The organism is Corynebacterium sp. KPL2850 (assembly GCF_040225855.1).
GTDB lineage: Bacteria > Actinomycetota > Actinomycetes > Mycobacteriales > Mycobacteriaceae > Corynebacterium.
The window spans coordinates 75,436-89,751 of record NZ_JBEHFV010000007.1; the positions used below are offsets into that span (position 1 = coordinate 75,436).

Here is a 14,316-nt window from a genome sequence, read left to right on the forward strand (position 1 = left end):
AATTACTGTCCTTGCTCTTTATAGCGGGCTTCTACAGATTCCTTTTGGGATCGCCACCAAGTTTCGTTATCGCGATACCAGGCGATGGTATCTTCTAGTCCCGCCCGGATATCGGTATAACGGGGCTGCCAATCCAATTCGCGGCGCAGCTTGGAAGCATCCATGGCATAGCGCTGGTCGTGGCCGGGGCGGTCCGCCACGTGCTCGTACAGGGCCCGACCTCCTTGGGTATGTCCCATGATTTCGCAGATCAGCTCGATGATGCGCTTATTATCTATGTCCGGCTGGTCAGCGCCGATATTATACGTCTCACCGATCCGCCCCTCTTCGATGATTTTTAGCACTGCCGCATTGTGATCGTCGACGTGGATCCAGTCGCGCACCTGCTCGCCAGTGCCGTAGAGCTTAGGCCTATGCCCGGAAAGGATATTGGTGATTTGGCGCGGGATGAACTTCTCGATGTGTTGGTAAGGCCCGTAATTATTTGAGCAATTAGAAATGGTGGCGCGCAGTCCAAAGGACCGGACCCATGCTCGCACGAGGTGATCGGAACTCGCCTTGGTGGCCGAATAAGGGCTGGAGGGCGCATAGGCGGTATCCTCCGTGAACTTGGTATCCGCCCCAATTTCTAAGTCCCCGAAGACCTCGTCGGTAGAAACGTGGTGAAAGCGGACATCGTATGCTCGGCACGCCTCCAGAAGGGTATAGGTGCCCACCACATTGGTCTGGATAAACGGGGAGGGATCCCGCAGGGAATTATCATTATGGGACTCAGCGGCGAAGTGCACGACGATATCCGCCTTGGCGACGAGCGGATTCACCGTCGCGGCATCCGCGATATCGCCCTCCACCAATTCCACATCGAGGCCCACAAGGTTGTCCCGGTTGCCGGCGTAGGTCAGCTTATCCAGGACGGTGATGCGGGTATCCGGGCGAACCTTGGCCATGAGGCGCACGAAATTGGCGCCGATGAAGCCGGCGCCGCCAGTAACGAGCATGGTGTGCATGAGTCTCCAGTGTAGGGCAGTCCGTGTACGCGCTGCGCGTGGCCAGCCCCAAAACGCTTGTACACGCACTTCTAGGCCGCACGACATGATCGTACGGCCTGAAGTCACGGTAGAGAGTGGGTGGTAGGGCATGGTCACGCTGCGCCGGGAGGCGGCGGACTAGGTGGTGAGTCCTGCGCCGAAGGTTGCGGCGAATCGGCCGGGGAACTGGGTGGTGAATCCACCGGTTCATGAGGCTGAGCAGGCGGGTCGGCGAGCTTGCGCGCCGGGGCTTGCTCTGCCGCAGGGGAGTCATTGAGCTCCACCGAGGGTGAAAGCCCGCCGGTATGCGCTGAGCGGTAGCCCACTCGGCCCGTTTCTGGGTCTCTTTCCGCATGCCCCATGCCATTGCGGCCATCGCGGTTATCGTTATTGTCCACGTGGTGCCGGCGGCAGAGCAGGGTGAGGTTCCGGAGGTCTGTGGCTCCCCCGTGGGACCACGCCTGCAGGTGGTGAACATCGCAGTCTTGCCACGGCCGGTTGCAGTCCGGGTGGGTGCATACGATTTCATTGGCGGCGAGCGCAAGCTTTTGCCACGGCGAAGCGGTGCGCTTAGTGCGCCCGAGCTCGAGCGGGAAGCCCTTGTCATCAACGGCGCAGAAAAAGTCGTGCTGCGCAGCGCCTAGGCGGAGAAGATCGAGCGGGGATAGGTCGATTCCCACGCTCGTGGTGAAGCGAGTATCGCTGCTCATCGCTTGTAGCTCTTCAAGAGTGGTGGCGACGAAGAAGGAACCGAGACCGTCCGATTTCTTTTGGCCTGCGGACAAGTAGCTCCCCAGCGCCGCTGTCAACTGATCTGCCATGCGCTGGGCATAGGTGCGCGTATCGTCTTCGGGGCTCAGGCTTTCGCTGCCCTTATTCTTGGCAGGGGCGAAAGCGCTGGCCAAGACAGCGGCGGCGGAGGCATCGAGGTAACCGGAGATGTGCACGCCACCGTCTGCATCTTGGTTAGAAATGCTGAAGCGGCGCTTGCGGGTGGCCGCGTGTGGGTCGCGCTTCCCAGAGGGATCGACGGCATGCTTATTTGCCTTGCGGATAGCCTGCCGTAGCCAATCGCGCAGGGACTCATAGGAGCGGCGTTTAGCCTCTTCTAAGGCCTTATTGCGTAGCTCCCGTGGCCCAGGAACCGCGAACTTATTGAGGTTGCGCAGCTCCCGTTCAATGAGGTTGAGGACGCGCTCTGGGATGGGGTCTTCCTCGAAGAGCTTCTTGCGGCGCTCTTCTTCCGCGCGGCGCTCACGTTCGGCACGGCGGCGCGCCTCCTCTTCGGCTTTCTTTTGCGCGGCTGCATCCGGCTCGTCGTCTGTTGGCGGGGGAGTAGGTTCCGGATCCTCGATGGGCGCAAAGAGGTTCTTGCCATTGCGCAGGCGTGCGACGGCCTCGGACTCCGTGAGGCCAAGACGGGCGACTAAGTAGTCTTTAGCCTTAGAGGAGCCGACCCGCCTGCCGGCATCATCGCGCTCTGCAATAAAGGCAAAGGCAGCATCGATGGTGGATTTATTGCCCAGCGCCCGTTCTAAATGCTCGAAGTTGGGGTGGAGTAATTCGAAGGAGAGATCGTCCGGATTCTGCATAAGGTTGCGAAGACGCGTAAGCCCCGCAGCCACATCTGAAATGGCTGTATTGATTTTCGCATGCTTGGCAGTTTCCATGGTTCCCTCCTTCCTGTTTCGCTTTCATGTTCTATTGTAATCCAATAAAACACCAGCGCAACCGCAAGAAAAGAATTGGTCAATAGACTATACATTCCCCAATCGAACGGACTCGCCCACAAACAAAACCACGGCAATCAGCGCCCAAACCCACTAGTCCGGAAACTTGGGCAACGCGGTTTCATCGAGCCATGCGGCAATGGTGGCATCGAAAAGAGCGGCGTCCGGCGCTGCCTCCCGGAAGGCCGAGAGGAGATCGGAGGGCTGAACCACGGAGTGTTGATGCTGGGTGAGGTAGGAGGTGAGGGTGGGGAAGAAGGCATCGCCAAGCAGCCGGTGAATGGCGTGCACCGTGAGGGCCCCGCGCTTGTACACGCGGTCATCGAACATATCGCGTGCGCCCGGATCAGAAACCTTGATGTCTTGGCGCTTGCGCGTCAGGACCTGGTAATGCGAGCGCGCCGCCTCGCGCGCGGACGCGCCACCCTTGTGCTCACCCCACAACCACTCGCTGTAGCAGGCAAAACCCTCATTGAGCCAGATATCCTTCCATTCAGAAAGGCCGACGGAATTGCCAAACCATTGGTGGGAAAGCTCGTGCGCGATGAGCCGCTCGAAGGCGTGATCGCCCTTCACGTGGTTGGAACCAAAAATGGACAGGCCCTGGGCCTCAAGGGGGATTTCCAGCTCATCCTCGGTAATGACGACCTGATAGGTGGGGAAGGGATAAGGCCCGTAGATGGAGGAGAAGAAATCCACCATCTCTTGCTGCCGGGAGAATTCCTCGCGCACGCGCTCGCGCAAGAACGCCGGCGCCCACGCCTGGGTATTAGACCCCAGCGAATAAGAAGAAAACTCGCCTACCTGCACCGTTGCCAGGTACGTGGCCATGGGGTGGCGCGTGCGGTAGTGCCACCGGGTGGTCGACCCGCCGGCCTTGCGGGAGACCAATTCGCCATTGGAAACGACGGTAAAGGGGCTATCAGCGGTGATGATGATGTCATACGTCGCCTTTTCTGAAGGTGTGTCATCGCATGGGAACCAGCTGGGCGCGCCATTGGGCTGGCTGGCCACCAACGAGCCGGATTCGGTTTCCTCCCAGCCAATTTCTCCCCACGTGGTGCGGATGGGGCGCGGGCTGCCGCCGTAGCGAATATGCAGCTCAAACTCGGTACCGGCGGGAATTTCGGACGCAAAACGCAGGCGCAGCTTCCCGGAAGATTGGCGGAATTTAGCCACCCGCGGGGCGTGCTTGGCGGTCACGCGCCGCGCCACCATCGCCCCGCCGAGGTCCAAAGTGAAGGAGGTCAGCTCTTCCACCGCGCGCACGTTTAAAATGGCCTCACCCTGCAGCAGGTTAGGCTCCACGCGGTAGTTCAAGTCCAGCGTGTAGTGGGTGACTTCAAAACCAAGGTTGAAGTCCACGCCGGTATAAGGATCAGTATGCGCACGCGAAAAGGCGGTAGGAAGCAATGTCATAATATTGCGATCCTACCGCCCGTCACGCGCAGCCGAAATTTAGCTATTGAATGCCCGCTCGAAAACTGGCCAAGAATCCTTCAGATCCTCTTTCCAGTGCGGCCACGAGTGGGTTCCGGTATTGCGGAAGTTGTAGGTGGCTGGCACTCCGGCCTGGTCAAGCTTGGCCTTGAAGTTGTGGGTGCAGTAGTTCACTCCAGCTTCGATGCCGCCGCCCTCAACCTGCAGGGTGGAGGATCCGCGTACTGCTTCCTCTTGGTTCAGACCCATAGAGCGCAGGTAGCTATAAGTGTCCTCTTCGCTTGCCAAGCCGGAACCGGAAGAAATGTAGAGCTCGGTACCGTGCAGCTTATCGGCGTTCATCATGGCGTCGTTATAACGGTTGGTCTCGGAGCCATATGGGCCCCACATCTGGTCCACGCTGCCGCCGCCACGGTTGACGGTCAGCTCTACGGCCTGGCGCTCCAGCGGGTAAGCGGTAGCGGCACAACCTGCGTATGAGCCCACTGCATCGTAGAAACCTTGGTTGTGCTGTGCCAGCAGCAGGGAAGAGGTAGCGGACATTGACATGCCTGCAATGGCGCGGTGGTTATCCGCGTTGATGTGCTTTTCAATGGCACCCGGCAGTTCCTTGGTCAGGAAGGTTTCCCACTTTTGTGGTCCCTGCAGGAATTCTGAATTCGGCTCAGAGATCCAGTCGGTGTAGTAGGAGAATGCACCGGCCTGCGGGACTACGACGTTGACGTCCTTTTCGTGGTAGAAATCAACGGCATCAGAAAGCTTCAGCCAATCCATGTCTTGTTCTGCTCCGCCTGCGCCATTGAGCAGGTAAATGGTTGGGCGGTTTTCGCTCTTGGCGCGGATGACGGCCAGCGGAATCTTCCGGTCATTCATTGCCGGCGAGGTTGCCTCGAGCTTTTCAACGCGTGCGTCGTCCTTGTACTTCTTGTACCAGGACTTACCCTCGATCTCCGGGGTAGGTTCCAGCGGGGAAATCGTGGACTGTGCGGTATCGCCCGCCACTTGCTGCGGGGTGAGCTCGGCTGCGCCCGCCACGGGAGCATAAGCTAAGCCCGTGCAAACCGCAGCTGCCGCGAGGATAGAATTAAGACGCTTCATGGTGCTTCTTTCCAGTGGGGAATGGACTCGATAACTATACTTCGGCCGCGAAAAATCGGCATGTTGAGGGAAGTATATTCAGTATTCCTACATGTAGACCTAACCATTAATAGTGCCCAATAAATGCTTGCCGGTAAAGACTTTCGCTGATGTGGGGGAGTAGCGGGGGTAGGCATACTTTCATTGCCTTTTCCGCTAATAATGATAACTAGTGCTATGACAGCTGAGGTTCCTGTGTCATAATTTTCCAATGAAGCACGGCGTGACGCGGTTTGTGTCTGTAATAACATCAGTAGCGGCTGCGTTAGTGCTTTTAGTGTGAAAAGCTAAGCAGCGAGTTTGTGTACTCGCGCCCCATCAAGAGAAAGAACTTCAATGAACCTTTTTGATTCCGCCCTCGTGTCCTTCAATGAATTCATTGGGCCATTCATCCACTCTGCAATGGATGCATATTCCAAGCTGCTAGCATCCTTGGGCGTGATTTAAGTCCACGAATGCTTAAGGGCCCTGCGGAGGTGCATCTGCTGCTTGCCGATGCCCCCTTTGCAGGGCCCTTTCCCTATCCTCACCGCGGCTTGGGGTGGGGTGCCCCCAAGTGTGACCAATTACGCGACATTGAGGACAAAGTTACGTATCCTGTAGGGCGTGACTAACGAACATTATGACGTAGTAGTACTCGGTGCGGGCCCTGGCGGCTACGTTGCCGCCATCCGCGCAGCTCAGCTTGGAAAGAAAGTCGCTGTTATTGAAAAGCAGTACTGGGGCGGAGTCTGCCTCAACGTAGGCTGTATTCCCTCCAAGTCGCTGCTGAAGAATGCAGAGGTAGCCCACACCTTCAACCACGAGGCGAAGGCTTTTGGCATCTCCGGCGATGCTTCCTTTGATTTCGGTGTAGCCCACAAGCGCTCCCGCAAGGTTTCTTCGGGCATCGTCAAGGGCGTTCACTACCTGATGAAGAAGAACAAGATCACCGAGATCAACGGTCTGGGTTCCTTCAAGGACGATAAGACCATTGAGATTACTGAGGGCGATGACGAAGGTAAGACCGTTACCTTCGATGACTGCATCATCGCCACCGGCTCCGTGGTCAAGTCCCTGCCTGGCGTTGAACTGGGCGGCAATATCGTTTCCTATGAAGAGCAGATCCTGAACGAGGAAGCACCAAAGTCCATGGTCATCGTGGGTGCCGGCGCCATCGGCATGGAGTTTGCTTATGTGCTGGCCAACTACGGTGTGGACGTCACCATCGTGGAGTTCATGGACCGCGTCCTGCCGAACGAGGACAAGGACGTATCCAAGGAGATTGCTAAGCAGTACAAGAAGCTTGGCGTTAAGCTCCTGACCGGTTACAAGACCACCTCTGTGAAGGACAACGGCGACGATGTCACCGTTGAGGTGGAATCCAAGGACGGTTCCAAGCAGGACACCTTGACCGTGGATCGCGCCATGATTTCCATCGGCTTTGCCCCGCGTGTTGAGGGCTTTGGCCTTGAGAACACCGGCGTTGAGCTTACTGAGCGCGGTGCCATCGACATCGATGACCGTATGCGCACCAACGTTGACCACATTTACGCCATCGGTGACGTCACCGCGAAGCTGCAGCTGGCACACGTGGCGGAGGCTCAAGGCGTTGTAGCGGCAGAAACCATTGCTGATGCAGAAACCCAGCTCTTGGGTGACTACAACAACATGCCGCGCGCTACCTTCTGCAACCCGCAGGTCGCATCCTTTGGCTACACCGAAGAGGCAGCCAAGGAGAAGTTCCCGGATAAGGACATCAAGGTTGCTACCTTCCCGTTCTCCGCAAACGGTAAGGCAGCCGGACTGAATGAGACCGCCGGCTTTGTGAAGCTTGTTGCTGACGGCGAGTTTGGCGAGCTCATCGGTGGACACATGGTGGGCTCCAACGTTTCGGAGCTCCTGCCTGAGTTGACCTTGGCACAGCGTTTCGACCTGACCACTGAAGAAATCGGTCGTAACGTGCACACCCACCCGACCTTGTCTGAAGCCATGAAGGAAGCCGCCGAGGGTATCAGCGGCCACATGATCAACCTCTAAACAAGCGTCCCTACACTGCATAACGGCACCGCGGCGTTCTCCAAGAAGGAGGACCGCGGTGCCGTTTCTCTATGCGCGGCTAAAAAGACCAGCTAGTAAGGCGCGACCGCCGAGCGGTGGACATCGATATCGATCGCTTCGTTGATGGGAGGGAAAGCACGCTGCGAACAGTTTTCCCGGGCGCAGGTGCGACAACCAGGGCCGATGGGCGTGGCGGCGTGGAGATTGGTGAGATCGAGGCCCTCCGCATAGACCGTGCGATCGGCGTGGCGGGCCTCGCAGCCTAAGCCAATGGCGAAGAGCTTATTAGTATCGCCGTAGCGTCCTTGGTGGTGCTGCACGGCGCGGGAAATCCACAGGTAGTTGCGGCCATCGGGCATTTGCGCGAGCTGGCGCGAGATGACACCTGGACGGGTGAAGGTCTCGTAGACATTCCACAGCGGGCAGGTGCCGCCGTTATTGGAAAAGTGCACGCCGGTGGCGGATTGCCGCTTGGACATATTGCCGGCGCGATCCACGCGCACGAAGGTAAACGGAACGCCGCGCAGGTTATCGCGCTGCAGGGTGGAGAGCCGGGAGGCGACCGTCTCGTATCCCACGCCGAAGACCTGGCACAGGTATTCCACGTCATAGCCGGCGCGCTCGGCCTCGCTGTGCATCATGGCATAGGGCATGAGCGTGGCGGCGGCGAAGTAGCTGGCTAGGCCTCGTTTGGCCAGGCTGCGGGAGGAATCAGAGGTAAAGGGTTCATCGGCCACGAGCGCTGAGATCTGGTCTTGGGCCTCGAGCAGCCCGAGCTCGGCGGCCATGCGGAAGGCGCGTTGGCCCTCGCTCAGGCGCGAGGCGAGCGTGAACTGCCCGCTCTCGCGGTCAAAGCGGTGCAGCGTGCCATCCATCTGCGCCGTCAGCTCGATTTCTACGCCGTGTTTCTCGCGCAGCCGGTTTGCCAGCGCTTTTTCGGTATCGCGAATGCCGAACCCGGAAACGCCGAGGTCACCGGCAAGCTCCTCTGCGTGATGGTCCAGCCCGTCCAAGTAATTCTGCCGGGCATAAAAGAAGTCCCGCACCTCATCGTGTGGCATGGATAGGGCAGCGGCGCTTTCCGATGTCCTCCTCGTATCCGTAGCCAGCGACAGCTTATCGCGCACATTGCGGTAGCGGCGGTGTACATCGACAAGCGTGCGGGCGACCGTGGGGTGGTTATACACCAGCTCCGATAGCTCCTGGAGCTCCACCGGGGAGGGGCACAGCTCCTTGTCTTGGATGACGTCCTGAATCTCGGCGAGGAGGCGGGAATCATCATCGCGGGAGAAAAACGTGGCGTCGACGCCAAAGACCTCGGTAATGCGCAGCAGAACCGGCACGGTCAGCGGGCGGACGTCGTGTTCAATCTGGTTGACGTAACTGGCGGAAAGGCCGAGGGTGCCAGCTAGGGAGGCTTGGCTGAGATCGCGTTCACGGCGAAGCTGGCGAAGGCGAGATCCCACATACGTCTTACTCATGCGCCAAAGGTTACTAGTAGCGAGCGCGGCTGTGCATCTTTATGGCGAAAATTTTGTGAAGACTCTTCGCTACCTGGACACGCTGTTTGTGGGGTTTCATGCGAAAGTTTGACACATAAAGGGGTGGACTAATCACTTGCGCAACATGGAGTGGCGAAGCTCACAGTTTGGGCTACAAATATGAAACATCTGCATTGCGGAAATGAAGGTACCCAAGGTAACAGCGTTTTCACATTCTTGTTCTCAGGCTACCCTTACCTAAAAGATCTCACCGCCTAGTCGCGCTTGCGAACCAGGAGCAATTGGCCGCTCGAAAATAACTAGTAACCAGCGGTTAAGCCCAGTTAAGGTAAGTACGACTATGGAGGTGTCATGACTTTAAGAAATCCGGACCGTGAGGCAATCGCTCACGGCCACATCACTAATGAACCAATTCGTCAGCAGCCCGGAACGCCATCGTGGGTACTGAAGCTCATCATGGCCGTCACCGGTTTGCTCTTTGCGCTTTTCGTGGTCGGCCACATGGCTGGCAACCTGAAGCTGTACATGCCGGCACACAACGGTGAGCCCGCACTGGATGAGTACGGCGAGTTCCTGCGCTCGATGGGTGAACCGCTGCTGCCGCACGGCTCTGCCCTGTGGATCATCCGCATCGTGCTGATCGTGGCAATTCTGGCCCACATCTACGGTGCCTTTACCTTGGCTTCCCGCTCCAAGGCATCCCGCGGCAAGTTCAAGCGCACCAACCTGATGGGTGGCCTGGATTCCTTCGCCACCAAGTCCATGCTGGTAACCGGTGTAGTGCTGCTGCTCTTCATCATCTTCCACTTGCTGGACCTCACCTTGGGCGTACAGCCGGTTGCTCCAGAGGCCTTCGTTGAAGGTTCTGTCAAGGCCAATATGATCGAAACCTTTAGCCGTTGGCCGGTCACCATCTTCTACGTGCTGGCAATGTGCTGCCTCTTCCTGCACCTGACCCACGGCATCCGCCTTGCCGCATCTGACCTGGGTATCACCGGTGCAAAATGGCGTCAGACCTTCTTGGTCTTGGCGTACATCATCCCGGCCGTTGTATGCATCGGCAACATCGTTATGCCTTTGTCCGTTGCCCTGGGCTTGGTCAGCTAAAGGAGATAGGAACCCATGACTACTACTGAACTCAAGCGTGAACACCCCAACTTCTCGCACCCAAAGTCCATCGTTGAGGGCGTCTCCGCTGGTAATATCCTGGAATCCCAGGAGCCGCACGGCGTGCCGATGAAGGATATGTGGTCTCACCACGTTGACCACATGAACTTGGTCTCCCCACTGAACCGCCGCAAGTTCGAGGTCCTCGTCGTAGGTACCGGCTTGTCTGCGGGCGCTGCTGCGGCAGCCCTTGGTGAATTGGGCTACGGCGTCAAGGTCTTTACCTACCACGACTCCCCACGCCGCGCGCACTCCATTGCTGCGCAGGGTGGTGTCAACGCCTCCCGCGCCAAGAAGGTGGATAATGACTCCGCTTACCGCCACACCAAGGACACCGTGAAGGGTGGCGACTACCGCTGCCGCGAGTCCGACTGCTGGCGCTTGGCTAACGAGTCCGTTCGCGTTATCGACCACATGAACGCCATCGGCGCTCCGTTCGCCCGTGAGTACGGCGGCACCCTGGCCACCCGTTCCTTCGGTGGTGTGCAGGTCTCCCGTACCTACTACACCCGTGGTCAAACAGGTCAGCAGCTGCAGCTGTCCACGACCTCTGCACTGTATCGTCAGATCGGCCTAGGCAATGTGGAGCTTTTTGCCCACAACGATATGCAGGACATCATCACCTACGATGACAATGGCAAGAAGCGCGCGGGCGGCATCGTCACCCGCAACCTGATTACCGGTGAGCTCAAGGCTTTCACCGGCCACGCCGTCATCCTGGGTACCGGTGGTTACGGCAACGTCTACCACATGTCCACCCTGGCAAAGAACTCTAACGCCAGCGCCATGATGCGCGCTTATGACAAGGGCGCTTACCTGGCTTCCCCGGCGTTCGTGCAGTTCCACCCGACGGGCCTGCCGGTTAACTCCGATTGGCAGTCCAAGACCATTTTGATGTCGGAGTCCCTGCGTAACGATGGCCGCATCTGGTCGCCCAAAGAAGAGGGCGATGACCGCGACCCCAACACCATTCCGGAGGAAGAGCGCGACTACTTCTTGGAGCGCCGCTACCCGGCCTTCGGTAACTTGGTTCCCCGTGACGTTGCCTCCCGTGCAATTTCCCAGCAGATCAACAAGGGCCTGGGCGTTGGACCGCTGAATAACTCGGTCTACCTTGACTTCCGTGACGCAATCGAGCGTCTGGGCAAGGACAAGATCCGCGAGCGTTACTCCAACCTCATTCAGATGTATGAAGAGGCCATTGGTGAGTCCGCCTACGAGACCCCAATGCGCATCGCTCCTACCTGCCACTTCACCATGGGTGGCCTGTGGACCGACTTCAACGAGATGACCTCTATTGACGGCCTCTTCGCCGCAGGTGAGTGCTCCTGGACCTACCACGGCGCGAACCGCCTGGGCGCTAACTCCCTGCTTTCGGCTTCCGTTGACGGCTGGTTCACCCTGCCGTTTACCATCCCGAACTACTTGGCTGACCACCTCAACGAGGACAAGCTGGCCGAGGATTCCGCTGAGGCACAGGAAGCCGTGCAGAAGTCCCAGGAGCGCATCGATAAGCTGATGCAGGTCCAGGGCGATGACCCGCACGGTCCGTCCCACTACCACCGCCAGCTGGGTGACCTGCTGTACTTCGGCTGCGGTGTGTCCCGTAACGTCGATGACCTGAAGGACACCATCGAGAAGATCCGTGCCCTGCGCGATGACTTCTGGAAGAACGTCCGCATCCCTGGTGAGGCGAATGACATGAACCAAGTCCTGGAATACGGCCTGCGCGTTGCCGATTACCTGGACCTGGGTGAGCTCATGTGCATCGACGCCCTTGACCGCGATGAGTCTTGCGGCGCTCACTTCCGCGAAGATCACCTTTCTGAAGAAGGCGAAGCCGAGCGTGACGACGAAAACTGGTGCTTCGTTTCCGCCTGGGAGCCGGGCGCGAACAAGAACGAGTTCATCCGCCACGCAGAACCCCTGTACTTTGACTCGATCCCGCTGATGACAAGGAACTACAAGTAATGAAATTGACACTTGAGATCTGGCGTCAAGCCGGACCCACCCAGGAAGGTAAATTCGAAACCGTCCAGGTGGATGATGCCTCCGAGCAGATGTCCATTCTGGAGCTATTGGACCACGTCAACGAAGGCTACATTGAGCGCGGCGAAGAGCCGTTCGCTTTCGCCTCTGACTGCCGCGAGGGCATCTGCGGTACCTGTGGTTTGACCGTCAACGGTCGCCCGCACGGCCCGGGCCAGAACACCCCTGCCTGCCAGCAGCGCCTGTTCAACTTCAACGATGGCGACACCATTCAGCTGGAGCCTTTCCGCTCCGCTGCGTACCCCGTCATCAAGGACATGGTGGTTGACCGCTCCGCACTGGACCACGTGATGGAGCAGGGCGGTTACGTATCCATGGATGCCGGCACCGCACCGGATGCCGATACCATGCACATCAACCACGAGACCGCCGAGTACTCGCTGGACCACGCCGCTTGCATTGGTTGCGGTGCCTGCGTTGCTGCCTGCCCGAACGGTGCGGCACACCTGTTCACCGGCGCCAAGCTGGTTCACCTGTCCATGATGCCGCTGGGTAAGGAAGAGCGCGGCAGCCGTGCCCGCAACATGGTTGCTGATTTGGAATCCAACTTCGGCCACTGCTCCCTTTACGGTGAATGCGCCGATGTCTGCCCGGCTGGCGTCCCACTGACCGCAGTGTCTGCCGTTACCCGCGAACGTGCACGTGCTGCTTTCCGTGGCAAGGACGACTAAGCTAGAGTTATTCCGTAGGAATACTAGGAACGAGAGAAAGACAGAAAGACTCAGCCATGAGCGATAACACCCACGTAGTTGCTGACTACCAGAGCGAAACGTATCCGGAGTTCTCCGGCAAGATTCAGGACAACTACATCGAAGGCTACGACCCGGTATCCTTCGCAGCTCCTCACTCTTCCCTTCTCCGCACCTCCACGTGGGTCGGCATGGGCTTGATCTTGTCTTGCCTGCCGGCAGCCGGCATCCTCATCTGGGGCCTCGGCGTGTGGGACACCCCGCTGGGCACCGCAGGTGATGGCAACTACAGCCTGACCATCGCCATCGGCGTCATTTCCCTGGTTGTGGTGGCCATCGCCGCCGCCGGCACCATTCATTTCGGACGCCGGTACTACCGCCAGTACCGCAAGGAAACCGGCCGAGTTAACTAAGTCGCACGCCTAGTTCAGGCAACGTCTCAGTTTCTGTACTGACTCCACACAACCCCCGCCTCCACCGCATGTCAGCCATGCAGGAGGCGGGGGTTGCTTGTGTCTTAAGCAGACCAGCAGGGGAGAGCATGCGCTTGCCGATGCCTCCCCGCGTCACCCTATGTTTACACAGTTCTGGGGAGGCATGGTCCGAATTCGGCCTAGAACTCTAGTAATATTTATGGTCTTAAGTCATCGAAAGACTGTGCGCTCTTGATCTCAGTCTCGAAAGCTAAGATGTACTCCCAAGTCTGATCTTCAAAGTCGTCAATCATGTACAGCTTTCGTAGAGTGTCTTCCATTGCTGCTTTCTTATTTTCTACTGTTTCGTCACCTCGTTCGTTGTCTGCTTTGGCCTCGATGATCCAATACACTCCATCGGTATCAAGAACGACAAAGTCTGGGTAGTAGTTTTGGTTGACTGTGTAGGCTACGCAGGCGCCGTCGTTGGTATAGAGCCTTGTCCACCAAACCACATCTGGGTCGAGATCGAGAAGACAAGCTAGACGGTATTCCGCGTTGAACGAGTCAAACTGTGCAGCGTTGAATAGTCCCCGATCCCACGGACCGTAAAAGTGTTTTCTGGTATAGCCTGCTCCTGAAGCGCTGGTGGATTTCTCAATTTTTATCCGCTCATGAATCTTTGGTACTGGAATCGAGCGCTGAGCTGGAAGGGGCTTGGCTGCAATGGCGCGCTCTAAGGTAGGGGTTCGTTTGAAGTCTTCGTAGATACTCCGCACATAGGCAGCTAGTTGAGCTGCAGCAGACTGTTTCGCATTTTCAGTCCAAGCCTCGATGCCGCTGTGCCTCATGAAACACGGGATAACATGTTTTTTGAGGTAGCGTTGGTTGCGGCCGACATTGTGGAAAATTCCCATCTTCGATACTCGTTGGACCAGTTCGCTGACGACTTGCGTCTCGGATTGGCGGTAGGACTGGACTTTAACGCGTTCCATGGATTTAGCCTCCACGGTCTGGGAATCGGCATCCGCCATGATTTTTCTGGAGAGTGTCTAATGGTTTGTGTGTGGGAACCTAACCCGCATAAGGAGATGAACCAGAATGACTACTATGGCGAGACG

11 protein-coding genes are annotated in these 14,316 nt (G+C 57.9%); 5 read left to right on the forward strand and 6 right to left on the reverse strand.

Annotation, left to right across the window (positions count from 1 at the left end):
• Positions 1 to 2: 2 nt before the first annotated feature.
• The 4 genes from rfbB to ABRP93_RS03950 all read right to left on the reverse strand — a co-directional run bounded on the left by rfbB (position 3) and on the right by ABRP93_RS03950 (position 5,296).
• A complete protein-coding gene (gene rfbB, locus ABRP93_RS03935; protein WP_198010511.1) occupies positions 3 to 998 on the reverse strand; it encodes a dTDP-glucose 4,6-dehydratase in 996 nt (331 codons plus the stop codon).
• Positions 999 to 1,141: 143 nt separating this feature from the next.
• Positions 1,142 to 2,698, reverse strand: coding sequence for an HNH endonuclease signature motif containing protein (locus ABRP93_RS03940; protein ID WP_349886983.1), 1,557 nt, complete (start codon positions 2,696 to 2,698; stop codon positions 1,142 to 1,144).
• Positions 2,699 to 2,851: 153 nt separating this feature from the next.
• Complete coding sequence (locus ABRP93_RS03945) at positions 2,852 to 4,177, reverse strand: M1 family metallopeptidase (protein ID WP_349886984.1); 1,326 nt, start codon at positions 4,175 to 4,177, stop codon at positions 2,852 to 2,854.
• Positions 4,178 to 4,216: 39 nt separating this feature from the next.
• Positions 4,217 to 5,296, reverse strand: coding sequence for an alpha/beta hydrolase (locus ABRP93_RS03950; RefSeq protein WP_023025062.1), 1,080 nt, complete (start codon positions 5,294 to 5,296; stop codon positions 4,217 to 4,219).
• 645 nt (positions 5,297 to 5,941) lie between these two features.
• Between ABRP93_RS03950 and lpdA the strand changes: the two genes are divergently transcribed.
• On the forward strand, positions 5,942 to 7,354 hold the full coding sequence (lpdA, locus tag ABRP93_RS03955) for a dihydrolipoyl dehydrogenase (RefSeq protein ID WP_349886985.1): 1,413 nt from the start codon (positions 5,942 to 5,944) through the stop codon (positions 7,352 to 7,354).
• Between the two features lie 92 nt (positions 7,355 to 7,446).
• Here the strand turns inward: lpdA and ramB are convergent, their stop codons facing one another.
• On the reverse strand, positions 7,447 to 8,856 hold the full coding sequence (gene ramB, locus ABRP93_RS03960) for an acetate metabolism transcriptional regulator RamB (RefSeq protein ID WP_349886986.1): 1,410 nt from the start codon (positions 8,854 to 8,856) through the stop codon (positions 7,447 to 7,449).
• A gap of 372 nt (positions 8,857 to 9,228) precedes the next feature.
• Between ramB and ABRP93_RS03965 the strand changes: the two genes are divergently transcribed.
• Genes ABRP93_RS03965 through ABRP93_RS03980 form a run of 4 tightly spaced genes read left to right on the forward strand, consistent with a single transcriptional unit; the run spans position 9,229 to position 13,195 of the window.
• Positions 9,229 to 9,984: a succinate dehydrogenase cytochrome b subunit gene (locus tag ABRP93_RS03965; RefSeq protein ID WP_284628486.1), complete on the forward strand. Its 756-nt coding sequence runs from the start codon at positions 9,229 to 9,231 to the stop codon at positions 9,982 to 9,984.
• Positions 9,985 to 9,999: 15 nt separating this feature from the next.
• Positions 10,000 to 12,015, forward strand: coding sequence for a fumarate reductase/succinate dehydrogenase flavoprotein subunit (locus ABRP93_RS03970; protein ID WP_349886988.1), 2,016 nt, complete (start codon positions 10,000 to 10,002; stop codon positions 12,013 to 12,015).
• Positions 12,015 to 12,764 carry a succinate dehydrogenase/fumarate reductase iron-sulfur subunit gene (locus ABRP93_RS03975; protein WP_284771956.1) on the forward strand — a complete coding sequence of 250 codons (750 nt, stop codon included), beginning with the start codon at positions 12,015 to 12,017 and terminating at the stop codon, positions 12,762 to 12,764. The genes ABRP93_RS03970 and ABRP93_RS03975 overlap by 1 nt, the downstream gene beginning before the upstream one ends.
• Positions 12,765 to 12,820: 56 nt before the next feature.
• A complete protein-coding gene (locus tag ABRP93_RS03980; protein ID WP_349886989.1) occupies positions 12,821 to 13,195 on the forward strand; it encodes a hypothetical protein in 375 nt (124 codons plus the stop codon).
• Positions 13,196 to 13,413: 218 nt separating this feature from the next.
• On the opposite strand, the gene ABRP93_RS03985 is transcribed toward ABRP93_RS03980, so the two are convergent.
• The gene (locus ABRP93_RS03985; protein ID WP_349886990.1) at positions 13,414 to 14,229 is read right to left on the reverse strand and encodes a hypothetical protein; all 816 of its coding nucleotides are present in this window, start codon (positions 14,227 to 14,229) and stop codon (positions 13,414 to 13,416) included.
• Between the last annotated feature and the right edge of the window lie 87 nt (positions 14,230 to 14,316).

Bases quoted from the DNA above. Each gene is read 5' to 3' on its own strand.
- rfbB (WP_198010511.1), bottom strand. From the start codon at position 998: ATGCTCGTTACTGGCGGCGCCGGCTTCATCGGCGCCAATTTCGTGCGC.
- ABRP93_RS03940 (WP_349886983.1), bottom strand. From the start codon at position 2,698: ATGGAAACTGCCAAGCATGCGAAAATCAATACAGCCATTTCAGATGTG.
- ABRP93_RS03945 (WP_349886984.1), bottom strand. From the start codon at position 4,177: ATGACATTGCTTCCTACCGCCTTTTCGCGTGCGCATACTGATCCTTAT.
- ABRP93_RS03950 (WP_023025062.1), bottom strand. From the start codon at position 5,296: ATGAAGCGTCTTAATTCTATCCTCGCGGCAGCTGCGGTTTGCACGGGC.
- ramB (WP_349886986.1), bottom strand. From the start codon at position 8,856: ATGAGTAAGACGTATGTGGGATCTCGCCTTCGCCAGCTTCGCCGTGAA.
- ABRP93_RS03965 (WP_284628486.1), top strand. From the start codon at position 9,229: ATGACTTTAAGAAATCCGGACCGTGAGGCAATCGCTCACGGCCACATC.
- ABRP93_RS03970 (WP_349886988.1), top strand. From the start codon at position 10,000: ATGACTACTACTGAACTCAAGCGTGAACACCCCAACTTCTCGCACCCA.
- ABRP93_RS03975 (WP_284771956.1), top strand. From the start codon at position 12,015: ATGAAATTGACACTTGAGATCTGGCGTCAAGCCGGACCCACCCAGGAA.
- ABRP93_RS03980 (WP_349886989.1), top strand. From the start codon at position 12,821: ATGAGCGATAACACCCACGTAGTTGCTGACTACCAGAGCGAAACGTAT.
- ABRP93_RS03985 (WP_349886990.1), bottom strand. From the start codon at position 14,229: ATGGCGGATGCCGATTCCCAGACCGTGGAGGCTAAATCCATGGAACGC.